A 24,653-nucleotide genomic window follows, 5' to 3' on the forward strand; every position below is an offset into this window, starting at 1 on the left:
GTTTCTCCTGTGGCCGGCCATATGACCGGTCGTCTCGGTTTCAAGGCAATGAAAAGTCAGGCCCGGAGCAACAGCTCAAGGCGGTCTACGAATGAGGTCATGGGCGCGGTGCCACCGCTCACTTTCAGCCGCGTGAGCACGCCCTGCCAGGCGTTGGCGATAAAGGCGGCGAGGTTGGCGCAGTCTTCGTCGGCGGGCAGCTCGCCAGCGGCCACGGCCTGTTCCAGGCAGGCCTGGAGGATCTCCACGGAGCCCTGCAGGATGCTTTCCACCTGCTCGCCGATGGCCGGCGAGAGTTCGGCCATCTCGAAGCCGAGGCTGCCGATGAAGCAGTGGTATTCGGGTTTCTCACGACTGGCGAAATGCGTCAGCAGCTCGCGGTAGTAGCCGAGGATGCGCTGGCGCGGGCTCAGCGCCGGGTTGCCCAGGGCCTGTGCGTAACGTTCCAGACGCGGCAGGTACAGGTGCTCCAGCGCCTGCACGGCGAAGTCTTCCTTGCTGGCGAAGTAGTGATAGAAGGAGCCCTTGGGGATGCCCGCGGCCTGGACGATTTCCTGCACGCCGGTGCCGTGGTAGCCACGGCGGGTCATCACCTGGGAGCCCTTGGCGAGGATGAGGTCGCGTTTGTCGAGTCGGATACTGGTCATGGCGGCGAGCATATGACCGGTCGTCTCGCTCTGCCCAGCACTATTGATCCGGGTGATTGGCCGTCACAAGCAAGGGAAGTGGGGAGTGGGGAGTGTGGTGCGGAATGCGGAGAACGAACGCGGGGCGGTTCCTTCCGCCCCGGTCATCATGAGTGAGGGAATATCAGGCCAGGGCCTTTTCCACCGCCTGGATCAACGCGGGGTCGTCCGGCGCGGTACGCGGCGAGAAACGCGCCAGCACGCGGCCGTCCTTGCCCACCAGGAACTTCTCGAAGTTCCAGGTGATGTCGCCGGGGAACTCCGCGCCCTCGCCCGCCAGCAGGCGGTACAACGGGTGGCGCGCCGAGCCGTTGACCTCGATCTTGCTGCCCAGGGGGAAGGTCACGCCGTAGTTCAGGCTGCAGAACTCGCGGATATCTTCCTCGCTGCCCGGCTCCTGCCCGGCGAACTGGTTGCACGGCAGGCCCAACACGGTGAAGCCCTTGTCGCGATACTGCTGGAACAGGTTTTCCAGCCCGGCGTACTGCGGGGTCAGGCCGCACTTGGAGGCGACATTCACCACCAGCACCACCTGGCCCTTGTACGGCGCCAACGGCAGGTCCTGACCGTCGAGCGCACGCAGATTGAGGTCGTGAAAGGCACTCATGACTGACTCCTCGCAAATCTCAGGGAAATCACAGCGGACAAAAAAGGCGCCCCGGGGCGCCTTTTCGGTTTTTTCAGCTTAGCAGCCGATTGGCGATCTGCCGGGTCGGCAGTCGCGGACGATCGGTCAGTGGTGGTGACCGCCTTCGCCGTGGATGTGGCCGTGGGCGACTTCTTCGTCGCTGGCGTCACGCACGGTGATGACCTTGACCTTGAAGTTCAGGCGCTGGCCGGCCAGGGGGTGGTTGCCGTCAACGGTCACGTCGTCGCCATCGACGTCGCGGATGGTGACGATCTGCATGCTGCCGTCCGGGCCGGAGGCGTGGAACTGCATGCCGACTTCCAGTTGGTCGACGCCTTCGAACATGGCGCGGTCCAGGGTGGCGACCAGCTCGGCGCTGTACTCGCCGTAGGCGTCTTCCGGCTCGACGGCGACGTTCAGCTCGTCACCGGCCTGCTTGCCTTCAAGGGCGCGTTCCAGGCCGGCGATGATGTTGCCGGCGCCGTGCAGGTACACCAGCGGCGCGCCACCGGCGGAACTGTCGATCACCTCACCGGCGTCGTTGGTAAGGGTATAGTCGATGGACACAGCCTTGTTGGCGGCGATCAGCATGGTGCGAGACCTTCTGGAATGAATGATGAAAACGCAAGTTTAACCGCGCGGCCAATCGATTGCGACCCGAAGGCTGACGGGCGGATTCGCCTGGTCGGCTACAGGCAGGACGAGGACGGTTACTGGGTGGCCGTGCTCTCCTGCGGCCATACTCAGCACCTGCGCCACCAGCCGCCGTGGCAATCGCGCCCCTGGGTGCTCGACCCGGAGCAGCGCGCCGCCCAGCTGGGCCGCCTCTTCCCCTGCGGCTGGTGCGCCCAGGGCCTGGCCCCCGAACCGCCCGAGGAAAGCTGATGCCCGCACGCAACATCCTGGTGATCCACGCACGCAGGCACTCCCTGCGCTTCGCCCTGGTCAACGAGGCCCATAGCCAGTTCATCCTCCAGGGCATGGCCGACGGCCTCGGCAGCCGCAACGCCGAGCTGCGCTGGCAGCGCGGCGGCGACAAGGACAGCCTGATGATCCCCAACGCCGACCACCGTTCCGCGCTGTCCCAGTTGCTGCCCATCGTCCAGGGCGCCGCCGGCGGCAAGCTCCACGGCGTGGGCCACCATGTGCTGCACGGCGGCGAGCTGTTCAACTCCGCCTGCCGCCTGGACGCCCAGGTGATCCGTCGCCTGCAGGCCTTGGTGCCGCTGGCGCCGCAGCAGATGCCCGCCAGCCTGGTGGGCATCGACGCCGCCATGCACCTCTTGCCCGGCCTGCCCCATGTGGCGGTGTTCGACACCGCCTTCCACCAGAGCATGCCCGAGCACGTGTACCGCCTCGCCCTGCCGGATTCCGTCTATCGCGACCACGGCCTGCGCCGCTACGCCTTCCACGGCAACAGCCACCGCTACGTCAGCCGCCGCGCCGCCGAACTCGCCGGGCTCGCCCTTGGCGACAGTTGCTGGCTCTCGGCCCACGTCGGCGAGCACAGCTCGGGCTGTGCCATCGTCAACGGCCAGAGCCGCGACGCCAGCATGAACCTGGTGATGGCCACCCGCTGCGGCGACATCGACCCGCACCTCTATACCCAGCTGCACCGCAGCCTCGGCTGGAGCCTGGAAAAGATCGACCAGGTGCTGCGCCAGGAAAGCGGCCTGCTCGGCCTCTCGGAACTGGCCGGCGACCTGCGCTCCCTGGAGCAGGCCCGCGACCAGGGCCACGCCGGCGCCACCCTGGCCATCGAGGTGTTCTGCTACCGCCTGGCCAAGACCCTGGCCGCCGTGGGCTGCGCCCTGCCGCAGCTGGACGGGCTGATCTTCACCGGCGAGATCGGCGAGAATTCGCCCCTGGTGCGCAGCCGCACGGTGGACCACCTCAAGCTGCTCAACCTGGCCATCGACCGCGAGGCCAACGCCCGCTGCGTGCGCGGCATCGCCGGCGCCATCCACCAGCGCGGCCATCCGCGTGTGCTGGTGGTGCCGACCAACGAAGAACGCCAGATCGCCTTCGACACCCTGGCCCTGCTCGCCTGAACCGCCCTCGCCAAGGAGCCCCATGCACTGTTTTTTCATCGCCCCGACCGGCTTCGGTGTCGGCCTCACGTCCACCAGCCTCGGTCTGGTGCGCGCCCTGGAACTGGCCGGCCTGCAGGTCGGTTTCCTCAAGCCCGTGGCCCAACCGCACCCCGGTGACCTCGGCCCGGAGCGCTCCACCGAACTGGTGGCCCGGACCCACGGCCTGCGGCCACCGGCGCCCCTGGCCCAGTCCCAGGTGGAGCGGATGCTCGCCGATGGCCAACTGGACGAGCTGCTGGAGGAGATCACCGGCCTGTTCCGCCAGGCCGCCCAGGGCAAGGACGTGGTGATAGTCGAAGGCATGGTGCCGACCCGTCACGCCAGCTACGCCGCGCGCATCAACTTCCACCTGTCCAAGAGCCTGGATGCCGACGTGATCCTGGTGTCGGCGCCGGAGGACGAGAGCCTTTCCGAGCTGTCCGACCGCCTGGAGATCCAGGCCCAGCAGTTCGGCGGCCCGCGCGACCCGAAGGTGCTCGGGGTGATCCTCAACAAGGTGCGCGACCCTGACTTCGTGCGCCGCCTCAAGGAGCAATCGCCGCTGCTGCGTGGCGACGATTTCCGCCTGCTCGGCAGTGTGCCCTGGCTGGACGAGCTGAACGCGCCACGCACCCGCGACGTCGCCGACCTGCTGGACGCCCAGGTGATCAACGCCGGCGACTACGACCAGCGCCGGGTCCAGAAGATCGTGGTGTGCGCGCGCACAGTGCCCAACACCGTGCAGCAGCTGGGCCCCGGCGTGCTGGTGGTGACCCCGGGCGACCGGGACGACATCATCCTCGCCGCCAGCCTGGCCTCCATGAACGGCGTACCGCTGGCCGGCCTGCTGCTATCCAGCGATATCCAGCCCGACCCGCGCACCCTGGAACTCTGCCGTGGCGCCCTGCAGGGTGGCCTGCCGGTGCTGAGCGTGGCCACCGGCACCTACGACACCGCCACCAACCTGAACCGGATGAACAACGAGATCCCGGTGGACGACCGCGAACGCGCGGAGAAGGTCACCGAGTTCGTCGCCCGCAACCTCGACCTGGACTGGCTGCGCGCCCGTAGCGGGGCCCCCAGCGCCGCGCGGCGCCTGTCGCCACCGGCCTTCCGCCACCGACTGATCCAGCAGGCCCAGCGCGCCGGCAAGCGCATCGTCCTGCCTGAGGGCAGCGAGCCGCGCACCGTGCAGGCGGCGGCCGCCTGCCAGGCGCGGGGCATCGCCCAGTGCGTGTTGCTGGCCAAGCCCGAGGAGGTGCATGCGGTGGCCCGCGCCCAGGGCATCGAGCTGCCCAGCGGCCTGGAAATCCTCGACCCGGACCGGGTCCGCGAACGCTATGTGCAGCCCATGGTGGAACTGCGCCAGAACAAGAGCCTCAACGCCCCCATGGCCGCCGCGCAGTTGGAGGACAACGTCCTGCTCGGCACCATGATGCTGGCCCTGGACGAAGTGGACGGCCTGGTTTCCGGCGCCATCCACCCCACCGCCAACACCATTCGCCCGGCACTGCAGCTGATCAAGTCGGCGCCGGGCTACCGCATCGCCTCATCGGTCTACCTGATGCTGCTGCCCGAGCAGGTGGTGGTCTATGGCGACTGCGCGGTGAACCCCGATCCCGATGCCAGCGACCTGGCGGAAATCGCCCTGCAGAGCGCCGACTCGGCCCAGGCCCTGGGGATAGTCCCGCAGGTGGCGCTGATCAGCGATTCCGGCACGGCGGCGGAGCAGGCCAAGGTCCGCGCCGCCACCGACCTGGTCCGCGCGGCGCGCCCCGACCTGCCCATCGAAGGCCCGCTCAGCCATGCCGACGCCGCCCGGGATGGCCGCACCACGGTATTCGTCTTCCCTGACCTGGCCGCAGGGGATTCGGCCTACAAGGCGGTTCAGCAAGGCACCCAGGCGGCCAGCGGCGGCCTGATGCTGCAGGGCCTGCGCAAGCCGGTGAACGACCTGCCGCGCAACGTGGCGGTGGACGACATCATCCACACCATCGCCCTGACGGCGATCCAGGCGGCTTGTGCCGACACGGACCAAGGAGCCTAGCCTTCCAGGTAGGGGCGAATTCATTCGCCAAGGGCAGCGCAGCTGCCCCGAAACCTCGAACGGCAGACCTTCGGCCTGCTTGGCGAATGAATTCGCCCCTACAGAGAGCCGCCGGCAGCAGGTAGCCTGGATGAAATCCAGGGAAGGCCCGCCACGGTTCCCGGATTGCATCCGGGCTACGGCCTGCGCCGACACGGACCAAGGAGCCTAGCTTTCCAGGTAGGGGCGAATTCATTCGCCAAGGGCAGCGCAGCTGCCCCGAAACCTCGAACGGCAGACCTTCGGCCTGCTTGGCGAATGAATTCGCCCCTACAGAGAGCCGCCGGCAGCAGGTAGCCTGGATGAAATCCAGGGAAGGCCCGCCACGGTTCCCGGATTGCATCCGGGCTACGGCCTGCGCCGACACGGACCAAGGAGCCTAGCTTTCCAGGTAGGGGCGAATTCATTCGCCAAGGGCAGCGCAGCTGCCCCGAAACCTCGAACGGCAGACCTGCGGCCTGCTTGGCGAATGAATTCGCCCCTACAGAGAGCCGCCGGCAGCCTCATCCGAGACCCACCAGTCACCCTTCGCGCTTGCAGTCCAGTGAACAACCGTTAACCTTTGCCACCATTCTGCCCGCAGTCATGGAAGTCCGCGGGCCCGTCCATAACGCGGTGGCCAAGACCACCCACGGTGAGGCTCCACCCTTCCATGCTCAGCTTTATCCCCTCCCCCCTGCGCGGCGCCCTGGCGGCGCTGCTGCTGACCCTGAACACACTGCTGTGCTGCATCCCGCTGTTCGCCGCGACGCTGCTCAAGCTGCTGTTGCCCTTCTCGTTCGCCCGCCGTCCGCTGAACTGGGTCACCACGTCCATCGCCGAGGGCTGGATCAGCGGCAACAAGCTGTGGATGCGCCTGGTGCGCGACACCCAGTGGGACGTGCAGGGCCTGGAAGGGCTGGACTACCAGCACAGCTACCTGGTGACCAGTAACCACCAGAGCTGGGTGGACATTCTGGTGCTGCAATACCAGCTCAACCGCCGCATCCGCCTGCTGCGTTTCTTCCTCAAGCAGGAGCTGATCTGGGTCCCGGTGATCGGCCTGTGCTGGTGGGCGCTGGATTTCCCCTTCATGAAGCGCTACTCCAAGGCCTACCTGGCCAAGCACCCGGAGAAGAAAGGCAAGGACCTCGAGACCACCCGCCGCACCTGCGCCAAGTTCCGCAACAACCCGGTGGGTATCTTCAATTTCCTCGAAGGCACCCGCTTCACCCGGGCCAAGCACGATGAACAGGGCTCGCCCTTCAAGCACCTGCTCAAGCCCAAGGCCGGCGGTATCGCCTTCGTGCTGGACGCCATGGGCGAACAGATGGAGTCGCTGGTCAACGTCACCATCCACTACCCCGATGGCAACCCGAGCTTCTGGACCCTGCTCTCCGGCCAGCTGCGCCAGGTGGTGGTGCGCGTCGAGGAGCTGGAGATTCCCCGCGAGTTCATCGGTCGCAACTACGACCAGGACGCCGACTACCGCCTGGCCTTCCAGCAGTGGGTCAACGCTCTCTGGGAAGCCAAGGACGCCCAGTTGATCGAACTGCACCGGCAGTTTCCGCCAGCCTGAGCCGTAGCTCGAGCTGAAACGAAAAGCCCGCCGATCGGCGGGCTTTTGCTTGCTAGGTGGTCTGTAGCACCTCGTCCACCTGGAGCAACGGCGCCAGGTTGGTGTAGTTGGGGATATCGGCGCTGATCTCGTCGCCGTTCAGGTCCAGCGTGCTGCGCAACTCCTCCACCGACAGTACCCAGATATTGGCCATGCAGATGAACGGCGCCACGGCGCCATCCGCTGCTGCCAGCCCCTTGCGCACTTCGACCTTCACCAGGTTTTCGCCGATCAGGCGGGTCAGGAGCGGGATGTGTTCCTCGCAGTAGTAGGTGAAATCGAACTTGGCGCCCGGCACGTTGGGGTACGCCACAACAAAGCAGTACATGGAGCCTCCTTATCGCGGTATGCCGCGGGCCCGATCCCACCGGCCCCGACAGCTCAAGTGTAGGCCTCAAGGTTCCGCCCTGCGTGCCCGCCGGGGCAGATTCCCCTGCCGCCCGGATCAGGGCGCAGTGCTGGGGCTCGGGCTGTCGATCCCTTCGTGCAGCGCGCGCCAGTCCACCACCCGTGGGAAGGCCTCGGCCTTGGCCACGGGCAACCCCGGCGCCACCAGGAAGCCCTGCATGAAGGCACAGCCGTGCTCCAGCAACCAGTCGCGCTGGGCCATGGTTTCCACCCCTTCGGCTATCACTTCCAGGCCCAGGTGGCGGCTGAGGTCGATGATGGTGCTGACCACCGCCGCATCGCGCCGCGATTCGAGCATGTTGGCGATGAACAGGCGGTCGATCTTCAGGGTATCCAGCTCGAAATGGCGCAGGTAGGCCAGGGACGAATAGCCGGTGCCGAAGTCGTCGATGGCGATGCGCACGCCCAGGGCGCGCAGCTGCCGCAGTTGCTCGCGGGTCAGCTCCAGGTCCTGCATCAGCGCGCTTTCGGTGACCTCCACCTCCAGCTGCTCCGGACGCAGCCGGAAATCCCCCAGCACCCGCCGCAGGTCGTCCACCAGTTGCGGCATGCCGAACTGCACCGGGCTGACGTTGAGGCTGATCACCAGGTCTTCGCCGAAAGCCGGCACCCAGGCGTTGCACTGCCGCGCGCCCTCGCGCAGCACCCAGTCGCCCAGGCGGTTGATCAGGCGGGTTTCCTCCAGCAGCGGGATGAACACGTTGGGTGCCACGGTGCCGGCGACCCGGTGCTCCCAACGCAGCAGGGCCTCGAAGCCACGCAGGCGACCGGTCTCCAGGTGGATCTGCGGCTGGTAGACCAGGTGGAAATCCTTCTGCTCGATGGCATTGCGCAGGCTTTCCTCCAGCATCAGCCGGGAGCGCGCGCGGCCGTTCATTTCCGGCGAGTAGAAGCGGTACTGCTGGCGCCCGGAACGCTTGGCCTCGTACATGGCGATGTCCGCCGCCCGCAACAGGCCGTCGACGCTCTGCCCGCATTCGGGGAAGCAGGCGATGCCGACGCTGGCGCCGAGGGTGACGTCGATGCCCTCGATGTTGTGCCGTACCGAGACCAGCTCGATCAGTTTCTCGGCGACCCGCGCGGCATCCTCGGGGTGGTCCAGGGTATCGAGCAGCGCGGTGAACTCGTCGCCGCCCATGCGCGCCAGGACATCGTAGGGCCGCAGGCAGTTCTTCAGCTGCTCCGCCACCCGCCGCAGCACGCGGTCGCCGGCATCGTGGCCGAGGGAATCGTTGATCAGCTTGAAGCCATCCAGGTCCAGGTAGAGCACCGCCATGCGCTTGCCGTTGCGTTCGATGCGCGCCAGGGAGGACTCCAGCGCCTGGTGGAAGCCCCGGCGGTTGAGCAACCCGGTGAGGGCGTCGGTGATGGCCTGGGACTCCAGCTGCGCGTGCAGCTGGCGCACCACCGACATGTCCAGGGCGATCACCACCATCGAACGCTGCAGGCGCGGCAGCGGCGAGGACGACAAGGCCACCGGCAGGCTGCCGCCGCCCAGGGTCTTGAGGCTGGCGTCATGCAGGCGGTAGGTCTCGTTGTGCCGCCAATGCCGGTAGAACTCCGATTGCTTCCATTCGCCGTCCATCTCCGGACGGGCGATCAGGCTCAGCAGCGGCTGGCCTTCCAGGTCTTCCACCGTGCCCTGGAGCATCTGCGCCATGGCCGGGTTGGCGAAGCTGATGAGGCCGTCCTCGCCCACCACCAGGATGCCCTCGGCAGCGTTCTCCAGCACCGAGGCGTTGAAGGCGCGGGCGCTGTCCAGTTGCTGGCTGAGCTGCAACAGGTCGCGCCGGTTGCGCTCATGGGCCAGCAACGACTGGATCTTGTGGCGCAGGACCTGGGGGTCGAAGGGCTTGAGGATGAAGTCCACCGCGCCGGAGGAATAGCCGCGCAGAACCGCATCCTGAGTATGGGCGATGGCGGAGATGAAGATGATCGGCGTGTAGCGGGTCAGCGGGCTGCTGCGCATCAGCCGGGCCACCTCGAAGCCGTCCATGCGCGGCATCTGCACATCGAGCAGGACCAGGCCGACCTCTTCCTCCAGCAGGCACTTGAGCGCCGCCTCGCCGGAATCCACGGTACGCACCTGCCATTCGCCGTCGTCCAGCAGGGCTTCCATCGCGGCGAGGTTTTCCTGGCGGTCGTCCACCACCAGGAGGATATTGCCGGCCATCGGGGCCGCCTTAAGCTGCAGGTGCGCCATGGCGACCTCCCGGAAGTTCCAGCCAGCGGTAGAGCATGTCCAGCAGCTCCTGGCGCGTCACCGGTTTGGCCAGGTAATCGTCGGCGCCGGCGGTGATGCATTTCTCCCGGTCGCCCTTCATCGCATGGGCGGTCAGGGCGATGATCGGGATGTTGCAGCCGTGCTCCTGCTTGAGCACGCGGGTGGCGGTATAGCCGTCCATGTTGGGCATGGCCATGTCCATGAGGATCAGGTCGAAGGGTTCGCGCTGGTAGCAGGCGATGGCTTCCAGCCCGTCCTTCGCGGCGGTGACCTTCATGCCGGTCTCGTCTAGCAGCGCGCTGAGCGCATAGATGTTGCGCACGTCGTCGTCCACCAGCAGCACGCGGCTGCCTTCCAGCGGGTCGACCACCGAGCCCACCTGCGGTTGGCGCAGACCGGAGAGGAAGCCCTGCACCGCCGAGCTGAGGTTATCCAGGTCTTCGCCGGCCTTGCGCACCACCACCGCCGAATAGCGGCGCAGCCGCTGCAGGTTCTGCTGGTTGACGTCCACCCCGGTATTGATGACGACCCGCGAGCCATCCAGGGAACGCTCGCGGTCGAGGCTGTCGAGCAGCTCGAAGCCGTCCTGGTCAGGCAGGTCGAGATCGATCACCAGGGCCGAGAAGTCGTTCGCCGCGTAGGCCTGCCGGGCATCCTCGCCACTGGCGCTGGCCACCACGGCGAAGCCCAGCTGCTCCAGGTGCTCGCGGTAGTGCTCGCGCTCTACGTCCACGTCCTCCACCAACAGCAACTTGCGCTCCTCCGGCTGCCGGCCGCCCTCCAGGTCCTGGAACACCTGCTCCAGGTCCTCGCGGGCGATGGGTTTGACCAGGTAGCGGGTGTCGTCCTCGTTCCAGTCCTGGGGCTGGGGCACGCAGGAGAGGATGTTCACCGGGGTGGCGCGGTGGTTGGCGTGGCCGCGCAGGCGCCGGTAGATCTGCCAGCCGCTGATGTCCGGCAGCAGGATGTCGAGGATGACCGCGGCGAAGCGTTCGTTCTGCAGCAGGCCGATGGCCTGCTTGCCGCTGCGGCAATGGATGGTGGAGAAGCCATGGGCCTGGGCTTCGTCGGCGATCACCGAGGCGAAGTTGACGTCGTCCTCGACTATCAGCACGGCCGGCCCCTGGCCGCCGCGCACCGGCTGCTCGGCGACCTCCTCGCCCTTGGGCTGGTTGGCGGCCACCGCCATCGGCAGCCGCACGGTGAAGCGCGAGCCCCGGCCGGGCACGCTCTCCAGGCGGATGTCGCCATCCAGCGCGAGTACCAGCTGGCGGGTAATGGCCAGGCCCAGGCCGGTGCCGCCAAAGCGCCGGCTGGTGGAGCCATCGATCTGCTGGAAGGCCTGGAAGATCCGATCGTGCTGGTCTTCGGGAATGCCGATGCCGGTATCGCGGACCGCGAAGCTCAGCACTTCACGCTCGTCGGTGGCCGCCGCCGGGTCGAGCTCCACGGAGAGTTCCACTTCGCCCTGTTCGGTGAACTTGAGGGCGTTGGAGAGCAGGTTGCGCAGGATCTGGTGCAGGCGCACCCGGTCGCTGTGGACCACGCGCGGCACGCCGGCCTGGACATGGGTGGTCAGGCGCAGGCCCTTGATCTCGGCCATGGGCCGCAGGCTGCCGTCCAGCTCGGCGAGCATGTCCTGCACGTTGAGCGGCTCGAGCTTGAGCTGCATGCGCCCGGCCTCGACCTTGGCCAGGTCGAGCACGTCGTTGATCAGCTGCAGCAGGTCGCCACCGGCGCGGTGGATGATGTCGGCGTGGCGGGTCTGTTTGTCGGTGAGGTTGCCGGCCATGTTCTGCCGCAGCTGGTCGCTGAGGATCAGGATGCTGTTCAGCGGCGTGCGCAGCTCATGGGACATGTTGGCGAGGAACTCGGACTTGTAGCGGTTGGCCAGCATCAGTTGCTCGGCCTGGTCGCGCAGGCGCTGTTCCGCGGCCCGGCGTTCGGTGATGTCGATGACCACCGCCTGGACCAGCAGCTCGCGGCCGACGCGGATGGGCGACAGGCCGACCTCCAGGGGAATCAGATGACCGTCGCGGTGCGCGCCGAACAGCTCGCGGTTGCTGCCCATGCGCCGTTGCTCGGGCTTGCGCTGGAAGCCCTCGCGCATGCCCACGTGGGCCTCGCGCAGGGCCTCGGGCAGCAGCATCTCCACTGGCGATTCGAGGAGTTGCTGGCGGCTGTAGCCGAACATCTGCTCGGTCTGGCGGTTGACCATGGCGATCCGCCCCTGGCTGTCCACCAGCAGGATGGCGTTGGGTGAGGCCTCCACCACCAGGCGGAAGCGTTCCTCGGCGCTCTTGCGCGCCTGCAGGTCCACCAGGTTGAACAGGAAGCGCAGTTGGTTGCCGTGGTTGAAGGTGCTCAGGTTGTAGGCCACGGAGATGCGTTCACCATCGTCCCGCAGGGCCTCCAGTTCGGTCAGCTCGCTCTGGGTATGGCCGGCGCCCACCGCCTGCAGGTCGTCCAGGCCCGGCAGGAACCGCCGCAGGCGCTGGCCCACCAGGTCCGCCGCGGCACAGCCGAGCAGCTCGCCGGCGCTGGCGTTGGCCATATCGATGCGACCGTCGCGATCACAGGTCAGGGTCGCCACCGGCAGGTGCTGCAACAGCAGGCGGAAGCGCTCCTCCCGCTCGGCGGCCTCGAGGGTCGCGGACTGGCTGAGCAGCAGTTGCCGCTCACGCTGGTAGAGGTAGCCGCCCACCAGCAACGACAGCAGCAGGGCGGCGGACAGACCGGTCCAGAGGCTGAACGCGATGCGGTTGTTGCCCAGCAACGACTCGTACTCGGCGGTACTGCCCACGCCCAGGGCCCAGGTGCGGCCGAAGAGCTTCAGCTCCTGGACCTGGTGGAAACGCGGCACCCGGCCATTGCCGGGCTTCTCCAGCAGGGCGACGCCGCCGTCGCCGAGGTCCTTGAGGTCGATGCGGTAGAGGGAACTCTGCGCGCCGAGGATGCCGCCCATCAGGTCCTCGACACGGAAGGCGCCGCAGACCATGCCGAGCAGCGCCGCGCGGCGCTCCTCAGCGGTGGTGATGGGCGCGTCGGGGCGGTACACCGGCATGTACAGCAGCACGCCGTTCTGCGCTTGCTGTTCGGTTTCCTGCTTCAGCTTCAACGGGCCGGTAAGGCTGGCCTCGCCACTGTCCCTAGCGCGGTCCACGGCGTCCCGGCGCACGGCCTCGCTGAGCATGTCGTAGCCCAGCACCCGGCGATTGCGCCAGTCCAGCGGGCTGCTGAACTGCACGATCAGGTATTCCTCCCGAGGCCCCGGCGGGAAGATCCGGAAATCGCGACGACCCTGGTCCCAGATTTCCCCGAGGAACTCGTTGACCTCGGCATGCCTGAGGTAACGCGCCCAGGCCAGCGCCTGGATGCCCGGATAGCGGTCCTGCAACTGCAGCTGGTCGGCGGCTCGCGCCCACTCCTCGGCGGACACCGAGGCGCTGCCGACCATCAGGCCGGTCATGCCGCGCAGCACCATCTCGTAGGCACGCATCCGGGTGTTGACCCGTTGGGTGATTTCCTCGGCCTCGATCTGGAAGCGCTGCTGGTATTCGGCGCTGTTGCGCGCCTCAAGGGCGAACCACTGCCAGAACACCAGGCCACCCAGCACCAGCATCAGGGCCAGGGACACCAGCAGGGGCAGCAGATAGGTGCGAAGTTCGGGGGATCGATCGTCCATGCGCTCTCCAGTCCTCTCCATGGCCGTGGCCGCGCCTCTCGGGGCGCTGGCCGACGGTACAGGCAGGGCTCCGGAGAGCCCTGCATCGCAGTCTAGACACGAATGCGGGACCTGGCGTTGCGCCAGTAGTCGAGCGACGAGCGGCAGAAACGAAAAGGCCCGCTAGCGCGGGCCTTTCCGGGGAGAGCGGAGATCTTACTGCTGCGGTGCCTGGGCGCCGGGGATGGGGGTCAGCTTGATTTCCACGCGGCGGTTCTGCGAACGGCCCGCCTCGGTGGCGTTGCTGGCGATCGGCTGGTCCGGGCCCATGCCACGGGAGGTCACACGGGCGCCGTTGACGCCCTGGGCCACCAGGTAGTTGGCCACGCTCTGGGCACGCAGTTGCGACAGGTTCATGTTGTATTGGTGGCTACCGGTGCTGTCGGTGTGGCCAACGATCTCGATGTTGTTCTGGTCGTACTGCTTGAAGGAGTTGGCCAGGTTGTTCAGCGGAGTGAAGAAGTTGCTGGCGATATCGGCCGAGTTGGTGGCGAAGGTGATGTTGCCGGGCATGATCAGGTTGATGTTGTCGCCCTGGCGCTGAACCTCGACGCCAGTGCCTTCCATGCTGCGACGCAGTTCCGCTTCCTGCTTGTCGACGTAGTAGCCGTAGCCGGCACTGGCCGCGCCCGCCACGGCGGCACCGATCAGCGCACCCTTGCCACGGTTGTCGTGGTTGATCGCGGCACCCGCGACCGCACCCGCCAGCGCGCCCAGGGCGCCGTACTTGGTGGTGTTGCTCATGCCGCCCTGGCTCGGAGCCTGGCCCTGGTTCTGATAGGGGTTCTGCGCGGCACAGCCCGACAGCATGGCGAAGGCGGTAGCGGCGATGATCAGGCGACGCGGGGTGAACATGGACATTTACTCCTGAGAATTCTTTCAGCCGATATGGCTGCGGGCTATTAGAGCATCACCGCCTGTAGAAATTCCGTTATTCACGCGCGGACGAAGGGATTTTCCCGCATCTCGTCGCCAAGCCGGGTATCCGGACCATGGCCGGTGACCACGGTGGCCTCCTCGTCGAGGCTGTACAGACGCTGTTTGATCGAGCGCTCGATGGTGGGATAGTCGCCGCCCCAGAGGTCGGTACGGCCAATACCGCGACGGAACAGGGTGTCGCCGGCGATCAACAGCTTGGCCTCGGGGAACCAGAAGCTCATGGAGCCCGGCGTATGCCCCGGGGTGTGCAGGGCCACGCCGCAGCCGCAGGCCAGCTCCTCATCGTCGGCCAGCCATTGGTCGGGGGCCGGCACCGGCTTGTAGGGCACGCCGAACATGCGGCACTGCATTTCCAGGTTGTCCCAGAGGAACTGGTCTTCCTTGTGCAGGTGCAGGGTCGCGCCGGTGGCCTTCTTCAGTTCGCCCGAGGCGAGGAAGTGGTCCAGGTGGGCATGGGTATGGATGATGCTGACCAGCTTCAGCCCATGGGCCTCCAGGCGCGCGAGGATCTGCTCATGGTTGCCGCCCGGGTCCACTACGATGGCCTTCTTGCTGATCGGATCGCCGATCAGGGTGCAATTGCACTGCAAGGGGCCGACGGGGAAAGTCTCGCGGATCAAGGTGCTGGGCGGGTTCATCGGGCATCTCCGGTGCGGTGCGCTCTGCGGCGCTCGGGGAATGGGCTTCACGGCCCGGCACGATAATCGCTCGGCCGCCTGCCCGTCCATTTGGCTGGCAGGGGAGCCCCCTGCCCGCCGCCTCAGCGCAGCAGGCCGAGGGCCTTGGCCCGGGCCACCGCCTGGGTGCGCCGCTCCACGCCGAGCTTGCTGTTGATGTGGCGGGCGTGGCTCTTCACGGTGTGCAGGGAGATGAACAGCCGCTCGCTGATCTCCTGGTTGGAGCAGCCCTGGGCGATCAGTTGCAACACCGCCAGTTCCCGCGAGCTCAGGGCCTCGGCGCTGCCGGTATCCGGTGGCAACACCGCTTCGGCCCCGGGCAGCAGCTCGAGCAGCCCGCTCACCGACTCCGGCGCACGGGTCGCCAGTTGTTCGCGCAGCCACTGCGGCTGCGCTTGCAGCAGCTCGCGGTAGGGCAGCAACGCGCCACCCGGCAGGGACTCCAGCGCCTGGTCCAGCAGGGCGATGGCCTCGCGCTCGCGTGTGCCGCGCAGCAGTTGCACCAGCTGCAGCCGCGCCATCAGCGCCACATGCAGGGAGCCTTGTTCCTCGGTTTTCTGCAGCAGCGCGCGCAGGCAGCGCTCGGCTTCCGCCTGCTGGCCCTGGGCGCGGGCCAGGGCGGCCAGTTGCAGCTCGATGTAGAGCGGCAGCTGCGGATGGAACTCGGGGGCGGCGGCGGCGCCTTCGCCGGCGTAGGTTTCCGCCAGGCGCGGCAGCCAGGCATCGGCCAGTTCGATTTGCCCCTGGGCCAGCCACAGGTCGCACTTGGCCAGGGTGATCATGGCCAGGTAGTAGATCGGCGGCACGTCCCAGATATGCATCAGGCGCTCGGCCTCGGCCAGTTGCGCGAAGGCGGCTGCGAAGCGCCCTTCCCGGCCTTCCAGCCCGGCCAGGACGCAATGGCCGATGAGCAGGCTGATATCCCGGCAGGCACGCGCCTCGGCGATCCCCGCCTGGAGGCTGACGCGCGCCGCCTGGGGCTGCATGCGCACGCTCTGCAGGTAGCCCTGGTAGAGCATCAGCCGTGCCCGCGCGACGCAGGCGCGGGGTATCTCCACGCCCCGCAGGCGCTCCAGGCCCTGCTGCACTTCCGCCTGGGAGCGCAGCAGCTCGCCGCGAGCTTGCAAGACCCGCGCGCGGTCGTAGTGGACCAGCGCCTCGAACAGCGGATTGGCCCCGCGCTGGGCCATTTCCAGGGCCTCGCGGTTGAAGTTGCGGACACGCCAGAAATCGCCGCGCACCAGGGCGATGTTTCCCAGCAGGGACAGGCACAGGTGGCGCTGGCCGTAGTTTTCCGGCGCCAGGGCGTCCAGGGCCTCGCTACAGAAATGTTCGGCGCGGCGGATATCGCCGCGACCTCGGGCGATCAGGCCGCTGATGGCCTGCCACTGCACCAGCAGGCTGCGTTGCTGCGCGGCATCGGGAGCGGGCAGGAAGCGCGCCAGGTTGCCGGCCAGTTCTTCCGCCGCGTCCAGCTGGCAGGCCAGGCCCAGGGCCAGGCTGTAGAGCACGATCAGGCGTGGCGTGCTGGACAGCAGGCTGTCGGGCAGGTCCATCTTCCAGCGCAGCAGCATGGCGATGTTCTGGTTGGCCAGCAGTTGCTCCTCGGAGAGGTTCTGCACCAGCGAGGCCGCCACATCGGGCTGGCCGGCGCGCAGGGCCTGCTCCACCGCCTCGTCCAGCAAGCCGCGCGCGGTGAACCAACGGCAGGCACGCAGGTGCATGCCCGATGGCGCCAGGCTGGGGGCGCCACGGGCACGCAGCAGGTCGGAGAACAGGTGGTGATAGCGGAACCACTGGCCCTGTTCGTCGAGGGGTACCAGGAACACCTGGTGGGCCTGCAGGTGACGCAGGATGGCGGCGCTGTCGTGGCTCTCGCGCACGGCATCGCACAGCTCGGCGCAGAAGCGCTCGAAGCGGGCGGTCTCGTAGAGGAAGGCCTGGACCTCGGGCGGCTGGCGCTCGATCACTTCCTCCAGCAGGTATTCGCGGATCAGGCTTTCGTCGCCATGGGCCGACTCGACGCCGCTGCCGTCCTGCCCGGCCAACAGCCACAGGCGCAGGCCGGCTACCCAGCCCTCGCTGCGCTGCAACAGGCCTTCCAGGTCGTCGCCCTCGAGCTTGGCGCCCTGGCTGCTGAGCAGCGCCTGGCATTCGTCTTCGGTCAGGCGCAGGTCCTGCTCGTTGAGTTCCAGCAGGTGCCGCGACAGGCGCAGCCGTGCCAGGTGCCAGTCGGGCCGCTGGCGGCTGGTGAGCAGCAGCACCCAGCCATCGGGCAGGTGATTGAGGAGGAACTGCAGGCAGCGGTCGAGCACCGCGTTCTGCGCCAGGTGGTAGTCGTCCAGCACCAGCAGCAGCGGCTGGCCGGCGTCGGTTCGATCGATGATTTCGTCGAGCAGGCCGTCCAGCCATTGCTCGAACGCGAACGGTTGGTGGCGTTGGCGCATCTTCAGGTGCCCCATGGCCTCGTCGCCCAGGCCCGGGTAGAACTGCCGCAGGCCGTCCAGCAGGCGTTCGAGGAAGCGTCCAGGGTCGCTATCGCGGCGGCTCAGGCTGAGCCACAGGCTCTGCCAGCCGTCCGGCAGGCTTTCGCAGAATTCGATGGCCAGGGAGCTTTTGCCGAAACCGGCCGGTGCGCTGAGCATCAGCAGGCGGCCATCCAGGCCGGCGGCAAGCCGCTCGCAGAGACGCGGGCGCGGGACATGGCCGGCGGGCCGCGGCGGGCGGAAGAAGCGTGGATCCGCCATCGGTGCGGCGGGTGTGAGGGATCGCGAACTGGTCAGGACGGTCATTACCCAGCTTCTTGGAATAGTGTGCTTGCGGGGGCGCGAACCTCAACGAGCCTAGCCTTTCGACTGGCCCAATAGAAGCCCCAGGGGAGCGTACGGACAAGAAAAAGCCGGCCCGCAGGCCGGCTCTTTCATACAAGGTACTACGGGACTTAGCGAACGCCCGCCTGGCGCAGGGCCGCCGGGGTGAAGTCGCTTTCCGAAGCGGTGAAGCTGAAGTCGTAGGACTGTTTCTCCTCGTTCTTCATGCCCAGGGCCAGGTAGCGACCGGAGAGCAGGTCGTGGAGGCTTTCCAGGGTGTACCAGGGCACCTGGTGGTTGTAGTAGTACTGGGAGTGGGCCTCGGCCACGCGCCACAGGGTGCCACGACCGTCGTAATGGTCGATGGCTGCGGCTTGCCAGGTGTCCTCGTCGATGTAGAAGTCACGCTTGGCGTAGATGTGGCGCTCGCCCGGTTTCAGGGTGGCGACCACGTGCCATACGCGGTGCAGCTCGTAGCGGGTCAGGTCCTGGTTGATGTGGCCGGCCTTGATGATGTCCTTGTACTTCAGGCTCGGATCATCCAGCGCGTAGCTGTTGTAGGGGATGTAGATCTCTTTCTTGCCTTCCAGCTTCCAGTCGTAACGGTCCGGAGCACCGTTGTACATGTCGAAGTTGTCGGAAGTACGCAGGCCGTCGGCGGCGGTACCCGGACCGTCGTAGGACACCTGCGGCGCACGGCGCACGCGGCGCTGACCGGCGTTGTAGAGCCAGGCCAGGCGCGGCTCCTTCACCTGGTTGAGGGTTTCGTGCACCAGCAGCACGTTACCGGCCAGGCGCGACGGAGCGGTCACGCGCTGCTTGAAGTAGAAGAGCACGTTGCTCTCCTTGCTCGGGTCGTAGCCCTTCAGTTGGTCACGGAAGGTGAACTCGTCCTGGAAGTACACCAGGCTGAAGGAGCCGTTCGGCTGCGGGGTGGCCTGGGTCACCAGGCGGCGCACGCTGCCGCCACGGTAGCGGGTGATGTGGTTCCAGATGGCTTCCAGGCCGTCCTTCGGAATCGGGAAGGGGTTGGCGGTGCGGAAGTTCTCCAGGCCGTTGCCGCCTTCCACCAGCTTGGTGTTGGTGGCGTTGAACTTGGTGGCCTCGATCACCTTGTCCGGCACGGTGGCCGAACGGTGGGTGGTGTACACCGGCATCTTGTAGCTATCGGGGTAGCGCTTGAACATCGCCACCTGGCCGGGGGTCAGCTTGTCCTTGTACTGGTCGACGTTCTGCGCGGTGATGGTGAACAGCGGCTTTTCGTTGGCGAAGGGGTTCGACAGGAAGCCCCTGGCATCGACGGTGCCGGCGTTCTTCGGCAGGCCGCCGGTCCACGCGGGGATGGTGCCATCGGCGTTGCCGGCCATTTCCGCGCCCAGCGGAGTCAGGGTGGTGCCGAGCTTGGCCGCCTCTTCGGCGGACACCGCCGCCATGACGCTGGTGGCCAGCAGGGAAAGCGCGAGGACGCCGGTTTGCAGCAGACTCTTTGTTATTTTCATTTCTGTTGTCTTCCTCAAGATTGCAGTCCGCTTAGAAGTTCACGCCAACGCTGAGCGCGAGGAAATCGCGATCGATCAGGGTGTTGTACCGGCCGCCGAAGAAATCGGTGTAGGACACGTTGGCGGTGTAGGTGTTCTGGTACTCGGCATCCAGGCCCAGGCTCACGGCCTTGGCGCCTTCGGTGAACAGGCCGTTCGGACCGTAACCGTCGACGTCATGGGACCAGGCCACGCTCGGCTTGAGGTTGATACCGGCGAACACGTCGTTGTAGTCCCACACCGCACGAACGCGGTAGCCCCAGGAAGTGCTGGTGACGAAGCCGTCGTCTTCGCAGTACTTGCTGACGTTCTCGCCGTTGGGGTTGCCCAGGGTGCCGGCGTTGAGGGTCTGGCAGGTGTTGTTCGGCAGCGGGCCGGGACCGAAGGACGGGTCACGACCGTAACGCGCCTTGCTGGAGCTCTCCAGGCCGCCCACGCGGGTAACGCCCACTTCGCCCACCATGGTCAAGCGGCTGGCGCCCATGACCTGGTCGAAGAAGTGCGTGAAGGTGGTCTGGAACTGGGTGATCTCCTTGCGGCGATAACCGTGCAGGTCGGAACCCGGGCTGCCCTGCAGCGGCGACACGTTGGGGTTCAGCGGGGTCAGGCCGGCGAACAGGATGTCGGTGGTGTTCAGCTGCACCGGCGCGTTCGGGCGGTAGCTGACCTCGCCGCTCCAGGCGGTGCCGGTGGGCAGGGTGGTGGAGAAGCTCAGGCCATACAGGCGGATGTCTTCCGGGTACTCGATGAAGTACTGGGAGTTACCCGCGATCACCAGCGGCGCCAGGGTAGGCGTCAGCTGGCCGGCCAGGGCGGCGGCTTGTGCCGGCGGCACACCGGCGGCGATCAGTGCCTGGGCCAGTTGCGGACCGAAGCCGTTCGGGTTCAGCGGGCTGAAGTCGGCGAAGGTAGCGGCATCGGCGGCGGCACCGCTGAAGAACGGCGCGCGGCTGTGGTAGTTCATGAAGTAGGCGCCGAACTCGGTGTCCAGCTGGTCAGCGAAGTAACGCATGGCCAGGCCGAACTGGCCGTCGTCCTTGGCATCGCGGTCCGGGCCGCGACGGACAAGCACGCCTTCGTCGGGGTTGCCCCAGGTCACGCCGTTGTTGGCCAGTACGCCCTGCACCACAGGGGAGATCGGGCCGAGGGCGCCGGCCAGCGCGGATTGCGTGCGCAGTACCGCCAGGTTGTTGTCGCAACCGTCGGCGACCACGTCCGGCTGGGAGAAGAAGGTGCCGCAGTTGTCGATGACGGTCTGGTCCCACTCGATCTGGTAGAAGGCTTCGGCCGACAGGTTGTCGGTCAGGCTCTGGGACACATAGAACATGTTGACCGGGATCAGGCCTTCCTTGATCTCGGCGCCGGGACGGCGGAACGCGGACACGTCGATCGGGTTGATCGAGTTGATGCTGTTGCCGATGAAGGTGCTTTCACCCCAGCTCACCACCTGCTTGCCCAGGCGCACGCTGCCCGGCAGGTCGTCGATGTTGTAGTTGTGGTAGACGAAGGCGTCGAGGAATTCCGCGCCACGGGACTTGGCGCCTTCCTTGCGGCCGCTGTCGTCGATCGGCTTGAACGGGCGGTTCTCGTCTTTGAGTTCGAAGTCGTACCAGTACTTGCCACGGACGAAGATGCCGGTGTCACCGTACTTGAGTTCAAGGTCATGGATACCCTTGAAGATCTTCGAGAAGGTTTCACCCTTCTTGAAGTTCAGGCGGCCATCGTCGGAGGTCTGGGACAGACCATCCCCGCCGTTGTTGACACCGATGAGGTCCGGATCGGCGGAGCGCATCGACCAGCTTGCGCCGACCGACAGCGAGGAGTCGAACTGGCCTTCGATTTCACCGATGTTGAAGGTCACGCCGAATGCCGGAGCGGCGAGCGTGGAAGCGAGGCTGACGGCCAGTGGCAACTTCGCCAGGCGCCAGAACGTTGTAGTTTTTGTCATCGACGCTACTCCATGTGTTTTTTGTTATTGATGGTGACGGACTATAGCCAGCAGGTATTAGCGCTTGATCCCTCGAAAGTGTGATTTGCGGCCCCCAGACACTCTGGCTCGCCCCTTCGACGGATTAGTCCGATCCTTCGGTAGGAAAGATAGCCAGTTATTTTCAGAAAGCAGCAATTAGTAAGCCAAGCGCTTGCTTGGTTGATTGGCCGTGCCCCCCAAAGGCACGGCCAGCGCTGATCAGAGCGCGGAGAGGAAGGTGCTGCCGGCGGCCTGCCATTGGGCGATGTCGACACGAATGCGTTTCTTGTCCAGCTTGCCGACGCTGGTCTTGGGAATTTCAGTAACAAGCGCGATCTGGCTGGGAATGGCCCACTTATTGATGAGACCTTGCTCGACAAAGGGCTTGAGGTGTTCCTTCAGCACCTTGGCATCCAGCACCTGCCCGTCACGCGCCACCACCAGGGCGAACGGACGTTCCCCCCACTGCGGATCGGGCACGCCCACCACCGCTACTTCACGCACGGCCGGGTGACGGCTGATCAGGTCTTCCAGCTCCAGGGAGGAGATCCACTCGCCGCCGGTCTTGATCACATCCTTGATGCGGTCGCGGATATCGATGAAGCCCATGCCGTCCAGGGTCGCCACGTCGCCGGTGTGCAGCCAGCCATGTTCCCAGAGCTCCTCGCTCTTCTGCGCCTCGTTGAAATAGCCGTAGGTCAGCCAGGGGGCGCGCAGTACCAGTTCGCCCTGGGACTCGCCGTCCACCGGCTGGAACTGGCCGTCGCTGTCCATCACCGCCGCTTCCACCAGCGGCACCGGCACGCCGGCCTTGATGCGGTAGGTGATGCGCTCGTCCTCGCTGCCGGCCAGCAGTTCTTCGTTCAGATGGGCCACGGAAATCAGCGGGCAGGTCTCGGACATGCCGTAGGCGGCGGTGAGCTGGATGCCCCGCGCCTTGGCGGCCTCGTAGAGGGTGCGGTTCAGCGCGCTGCCGCCGATGATCATCTTCAGGCCGCCGAAGTCATGGCCCTGGGCGTTCGGCGCGTTCATCACCATCTGCAGGATGGTCGGCACGCAATGGGAGAAGGTGACCTTTTCCTCGCGGATCAGGCGGCAGAGCATGTCGGGCTCGTAGCGGCCCGGATAGACCTGCTTGACCCCCAGCATGGTGGCCACGTAGGGCACGCCCCAGGCGTGGACGTGGAACATCGGGGTGATGGGCATGTACACGTCGTCGGTGCCCATCAGGCGGATGCTGTCCAGCGCGCCGATGGTGGAGGCCATGGACAGGGTATGCAGCACCAGTTGCCGGTGGGTGAAGTAGACGCCCTTGGGATTGCCGGTGGTGCCGGTGGTATAGAAGGTGGTGGCCACCGAGTTCTCGTCGAAGTCGGGGAAGTCGTACTTCGGGCTGGCCGCGGCCAGCAGGGTCTCGTACTCGCCCACCAGGTTCGGCAGGTCGGCAGCATGGTCGTCGCCATCGGTGAGCAGCAGGGTCTTCTCCACCGTGGTCAGCTGGCTGCCGATGGACTTGTAGATCGGCACGAACTCGCTGTTGACCAGCACGAAGCGGTCCTCGGCGTGGTTCATGGTGTAGAGGATCTGTTCCGGCGAGAGGCGGATGTTGATGGTGTGCAGCACCGCGCCGATCATCGGGATGGCGAACATGCACTCCAGGTAACGGTGGCTGTCCCAATCCATCACCGCCACCGTGTCGCCGGCCTTCACCCCGGCCTGGGTCAGCACGTTGGCCAGGCGCGCCACGCGCTCGTTGAAGGTGGCGTAGCTGTAGCGGATACGGTCGCGATAGACGATTTCGCGGGTTTTCTCGTAGCGGCTGCCGGACATCAGCAGGCGCTTGATCAGCAGCGGATAGACGTAGGCGTTGTCGGCCGGCTTGATGATGCGGGTCTTGAGCATTGGGCTTACCTGATGAGGTGGAAGAGATTTGGCATTGGTCCCGACTTTAGGTCGCGGCGCCCAGGCGCAAATCAGTCAAAAGAGTGATTTGTCGGGTGACTCTTTTTAGCGTTCCGGTCACGAGATAGAATCCGGGGCTTCGGCCGGTCGCGGCCAGTAATCCACAGAGGTAGGTTCGAGATGTCCGATATCGTGATCGTCAGTGGCGCCCGTACTCCCATGGGCGGCTTCCAGGGCAGCCTGTCCGGCGTTTCCGCCGTGGACCTTGGAGCGCTGGCCATACGCGAGGCCGTCAGCCGTGCCGGCATCGCGCCGGCCGATGTGCAGGAAGTGATCATGGGCAACGTACTGCCCGCCGGCCTCAAGCAGGGCCCGGCCCGCCAGGCCGCACTGAACGCCGGCCTGCCCGCCGCCACCGGCTGCACCACCATCAACAAGCTGTGCGGCTCCGGCATGAAGGCCGTGATGCTGGCCCACGACCTGCTCAAGGCCGGCAGCAACTCGGTGATGGTGGCCGGCGGCATGGAAAGCATGTCCAACGCCCCCTACGTACTGGAAAAGGCCCGCACTGGCCTGCGCATGGGTCATGGCGAGATCAAGGACCACATGTTCCTCGACGGCCTGGAAGATGCCCGCAGCGGCCGCCTGATGGGCTCCTTCGCCCAGGAAACCGCCGACCAGCACGGCGTGACCCGTGAAGACATGGACGCCTACGCCATCGAGTCGCTGAAGCGCGCCCAGGCCGCCATCGCCGACGGCTCCCTGGCCGCCGAGATCGTCCCGGTGACCGTGACCACCCGCAAGGGTGAAGTGGTGGTCAAGGACGACGAGCAGCCGCTGACCGCCAACCTGGACAAGATCCCCGGTCTGCGCCCGGCCTTCCGCAAGGACGGCACCATCACCGCCGCGAACGCCAGCTCCATCTCCGACGGCGCCAGCGCGCTGGTCCTGATGACCGCCGATGAAGCCGCCCGCCGTGGCCTCAAGCCCCTGGCGAAGATCGTCGGCCACGCCACCCAGAGCCAGGACCCGAGCGAGTTCACCCTGGCCCCCATCGGCGCCATGACCAACCTGTTCAAGAAGACCGGCTGGAACAAGGACGACGTCGACCTGTTCGAGATCAACGAAGCCTTCGCCATGGTCACCATGCTGGCCATGCGCGAACACGGCCTGGACCACGCCAAGGTCAACGTCTACGGCGGCGCCTGCGCCCAGGGCCACCCGGTGGGTTCTACCGGCTCGCGGATCATCATCACCCTGATCAACGCCCTGCGTAACAAGGGCGGCAAGCGCGGCGTGGCTTCGCTGTGCATCGGTGGTGGCGAGGCGACCGCGGTGGCGATCGAGCTGCTCTGAGGTTGATGTGGAAATGAAAAAGCGCGGCCTTGGCCGC

17 protein-coding genes are annotated in these 24,653 nt (G+C 66.5%); 5 read left to right on the top strand and 12 right to left on the bottom strand.

What is annotated here, in order from left to right; genetic code table 11:
• Positions 1-56: 56 nt before the first annotated feature.
• The 3 genes from PCA10_RS23720 to PCA10_RS23730 all read right to left on the bottom strand — a co-directional run bounded on the left by PCA10_RS23720 (position 57) and on the right by PCA10_RS23730 (position 1,905).
• Positions 57-647, bottom strand: a complete 591-nt coding sequence (locus tag PCA10_RS23720; protein WP_144277001.1) for a TetR/AcrR family transcriptional regulator — start codon at positions 645-647, stop codon at positions 57-59.
• A 163-nt stretch (positions 648-810) separates the two neighbouring features.
• On the bottom strand, positions 811-1,293 hold the full coding sequence (locus PCA10_RS23725; protein WP_016494634.1) for a glutathione peroxidase: 483 nt from the start codon (positions 1,291-1,293) through the stop codon (positions 811-813).
• A gap of 126 nt (positions 1,294-1,419) precedes the next feature.
• Positions 1,420-1,905, bottom strand: a complete 486-nt coding sequence (locus PCA10_RS23730; RefSeq protein WP_016494635.1) for an FKBP-type peptidyl-prolyl cis-trans isomerase — start codon at positions 1,903-1,905, stop codon at positions 1,420-1,422.
• 18 nt (positions 1,906-1,923) lie between these two features.
• On the opposite strand from PCA10_RS23730, the gene PCA10_RS23735 reads away from it, so the two are divergent.
• The 4 genes from PCA10_RS23735 to PCA10_RS23750 all read left to right on the top strand — a co-directional run bounded on the left by PCA10_RS23735 (position 1,924) and on the right by PCA10_RS23750 (position 7,030).
• The gene (locus PCA10_RS23735; protein WP_016494636.1) at positions 1,924-2,199 is read left to right on the top strand and encodes a DUF3565 domain-containing protein; all 276 of its coding nucleotides are present in this window, start codon (positions 1,924-1,926) and stop codon (positions 2,197-2,199) included.
• Positions 2,199-3,365 (top strand): acetate/propionate family kinase, encoded by a 1,167-nt coding sequence (locus PCA10_RS23740; RefSeq protein ID WP_016494637.1) that lies wholly within the window; start codon positions 2,199-2,201, stop codon positions 3,363-3,365. Before PCA10_RS23735 ends, PCA10_RS23740 begins: the two co-directional genes overlap by 1 nt.
• 22 nt (positions 3,366-3,387) lie before the next feature.
• The gene (gene pta, locus PCA10_RS23745; RefSeq protein WP_016494638.1) at positions 3,388-5,433 is read left to right on the top strand and encodes a phosphate acetyltransferase; all 2,046 of its coding nucleotides are present in this window, start codon (positions 3,388-3,390) and stop codon (positions 5,431-5,433) included.
• 691 nt (positions 5,434-6,124) lie between these two features.
• Positions 6,125-7,030 carry an acyltransferase gene (locus PCA10_RS23750; RefSeq protein ID WP_016494639.1) on the top strand — a complete coding sequence of 302 codons (906 nt, stop codon included), beginning with the start codon at positions 6,125-6,127 and terminating at the stop codon, positions 7,028-7,030.
• A 52-nt stretch (positions 7,031-7,082) separates the two neighbouring features.
• On the opposite strand, the gene PCA10_RS23755 is transcribed toward PCA10_RS23750, so the two are convergent.
• From PCA10_RS23755 to PCA10_RS23795, 9 genes are all read right to left on the bottom strand, one after another.
• Positions 7,083-7,397, bottom strand: a complete 315-nt coding sequence (locus PCA10_RS23755; RefSeq protein ID WP_016494640.1) for an EthD family reductase — start codon at positions 7,395-7,397, stop codon at positions 7,083-7,085.
• A gap of 117 nt (positions 7,398-7,514) precedes the next feature.
• On the bottom strand, positions 7,515-9,680 hold the full coding sequence (locus tag PCA10_RS23760) for a putative bifunctional diguanylate cyclase/phosphodiesterase (RefSeq protein ID WP_041770425.1): 2,166 nt from the start codon (positions 9,678-9,680) through the stop codon (positions 7,515-7,517).
• The gene (locus tag PCA10_RS23765; protein WP_016494642.1) at positions 9,661-13,386 is read right to left on the bottom strand and encodes a response regulator; all 3,726 of its coding nucleotides are present in this window, start codon (positions 13,384-13,386) and stop codon (positions 9,661-9,663) included. The genes PCA10_RS23760 and PCA10_RS23765 overlap by 20 nt, the downstream gene beginning before the upstream one ends.
• A gap of 195 nt (positions 13,387-13,581) precedes the next feature.
• Positions 13,582-14,280: a YiaD family glycine zipper/OmpA-like lipoprotein gene (locus PCA10_RS23770; RefSeq protein ID WP_016494643.1), complete on the bottom strand. Its 699-nt coding sequence runs from the start codon at positions 14,278-14,280 to the stop codon at positions 13,582-13,584.
• A gap of 80 nt (positions 14,281-14,360) precedes the next feature.
• Entirely contained in the window at positions 14,361-15,002 is a 642-nt protein-coding gene (locus tag PCA10_RS23775) for an MBL fold metallo-hydrolase (protein ID WP_016494644.1), read from the bottom strand.
• A 122-nt stretch (positions 15,003-15,124) separates the two neighbouring features.
• Positions 15,125-17,833, bottom strand: a complete 2,709-nt coding sequence (locus tag PCA10_RS23780) for a LuxR C-terminal-related transcriptional regulator (protein WP_016494645.1) — start codon at positions 17,831-17,833, stop codon at positions 15,125-15,127.
• A gap of 149 nt (positions 17,834-17,982) precedes the next feature.
• Positions 17,983-19,350: a DUF1329 domain-containing protein gene (locus tag PCA10_RS23785; protein WP_016494646.1), complete on the bottom strand. Its 1,368-nt coding sequence runs from the start codon at positions 19,348-19,350 to the stop codon at positions 17,983-17,985.
• A gap of 31 nt (positions 19,351-19,381) precedes the next feature.
• Positions 19,382-21,337, bottom strand: a complete 1,956-nt coding sequence (locus PCA10_RS23790; protein ID WP_016494647.1) for a DUF1302 domain-containing protein — start codon at positions 21,335-21,337, stop codon at positions 19,382-19,384.
• Positions 21,338-21,577: 240 nt separating this feature from the next.
• Positions 21,578-23,260 carry a fatty acid--CoA ligase gene (locus PCA10_RS23795; protein WP_016494648.1) on the bottom strand — a complete coding sequence of 561 codons (1,683 nt, stop codon included), beginning with the start codon at positions 23,258-23,260 and terminating at the stop codon, positions 21,578-21,580.
• A 180-nt stretch (positions 23,261-23,440) separates the two neighbouring features.
• Here PCA10_RS23795 and PCA10_RS23800 point away from each other — a divergent pair, with 180 nt between their 5' ends.
• Positions 23,441-24,616, top strand: a complete 1,176-nt coding sequence (locus tag PCA10_RS23800) for a thiolase family protein (protein ID WP_016494649.1) — start codon at positions 23,441-23,443, stop codon at positions 24,614-24,616.
• Positions 24,617-24,653: the final 37 nt, after the last annotated feature.

The sequence above is a fragment of the Pseudomonas resinovorans NBRC 106553 genome (assembly GCF_000412695.1).
Classification (GTDB): Bacteria; Pseudomonadota; Gammaproteobacteria; order Pseudomonadales; family Pseudomonadaceae; genus Metapseudomonas; species Metapseudomonas resinovorans_A.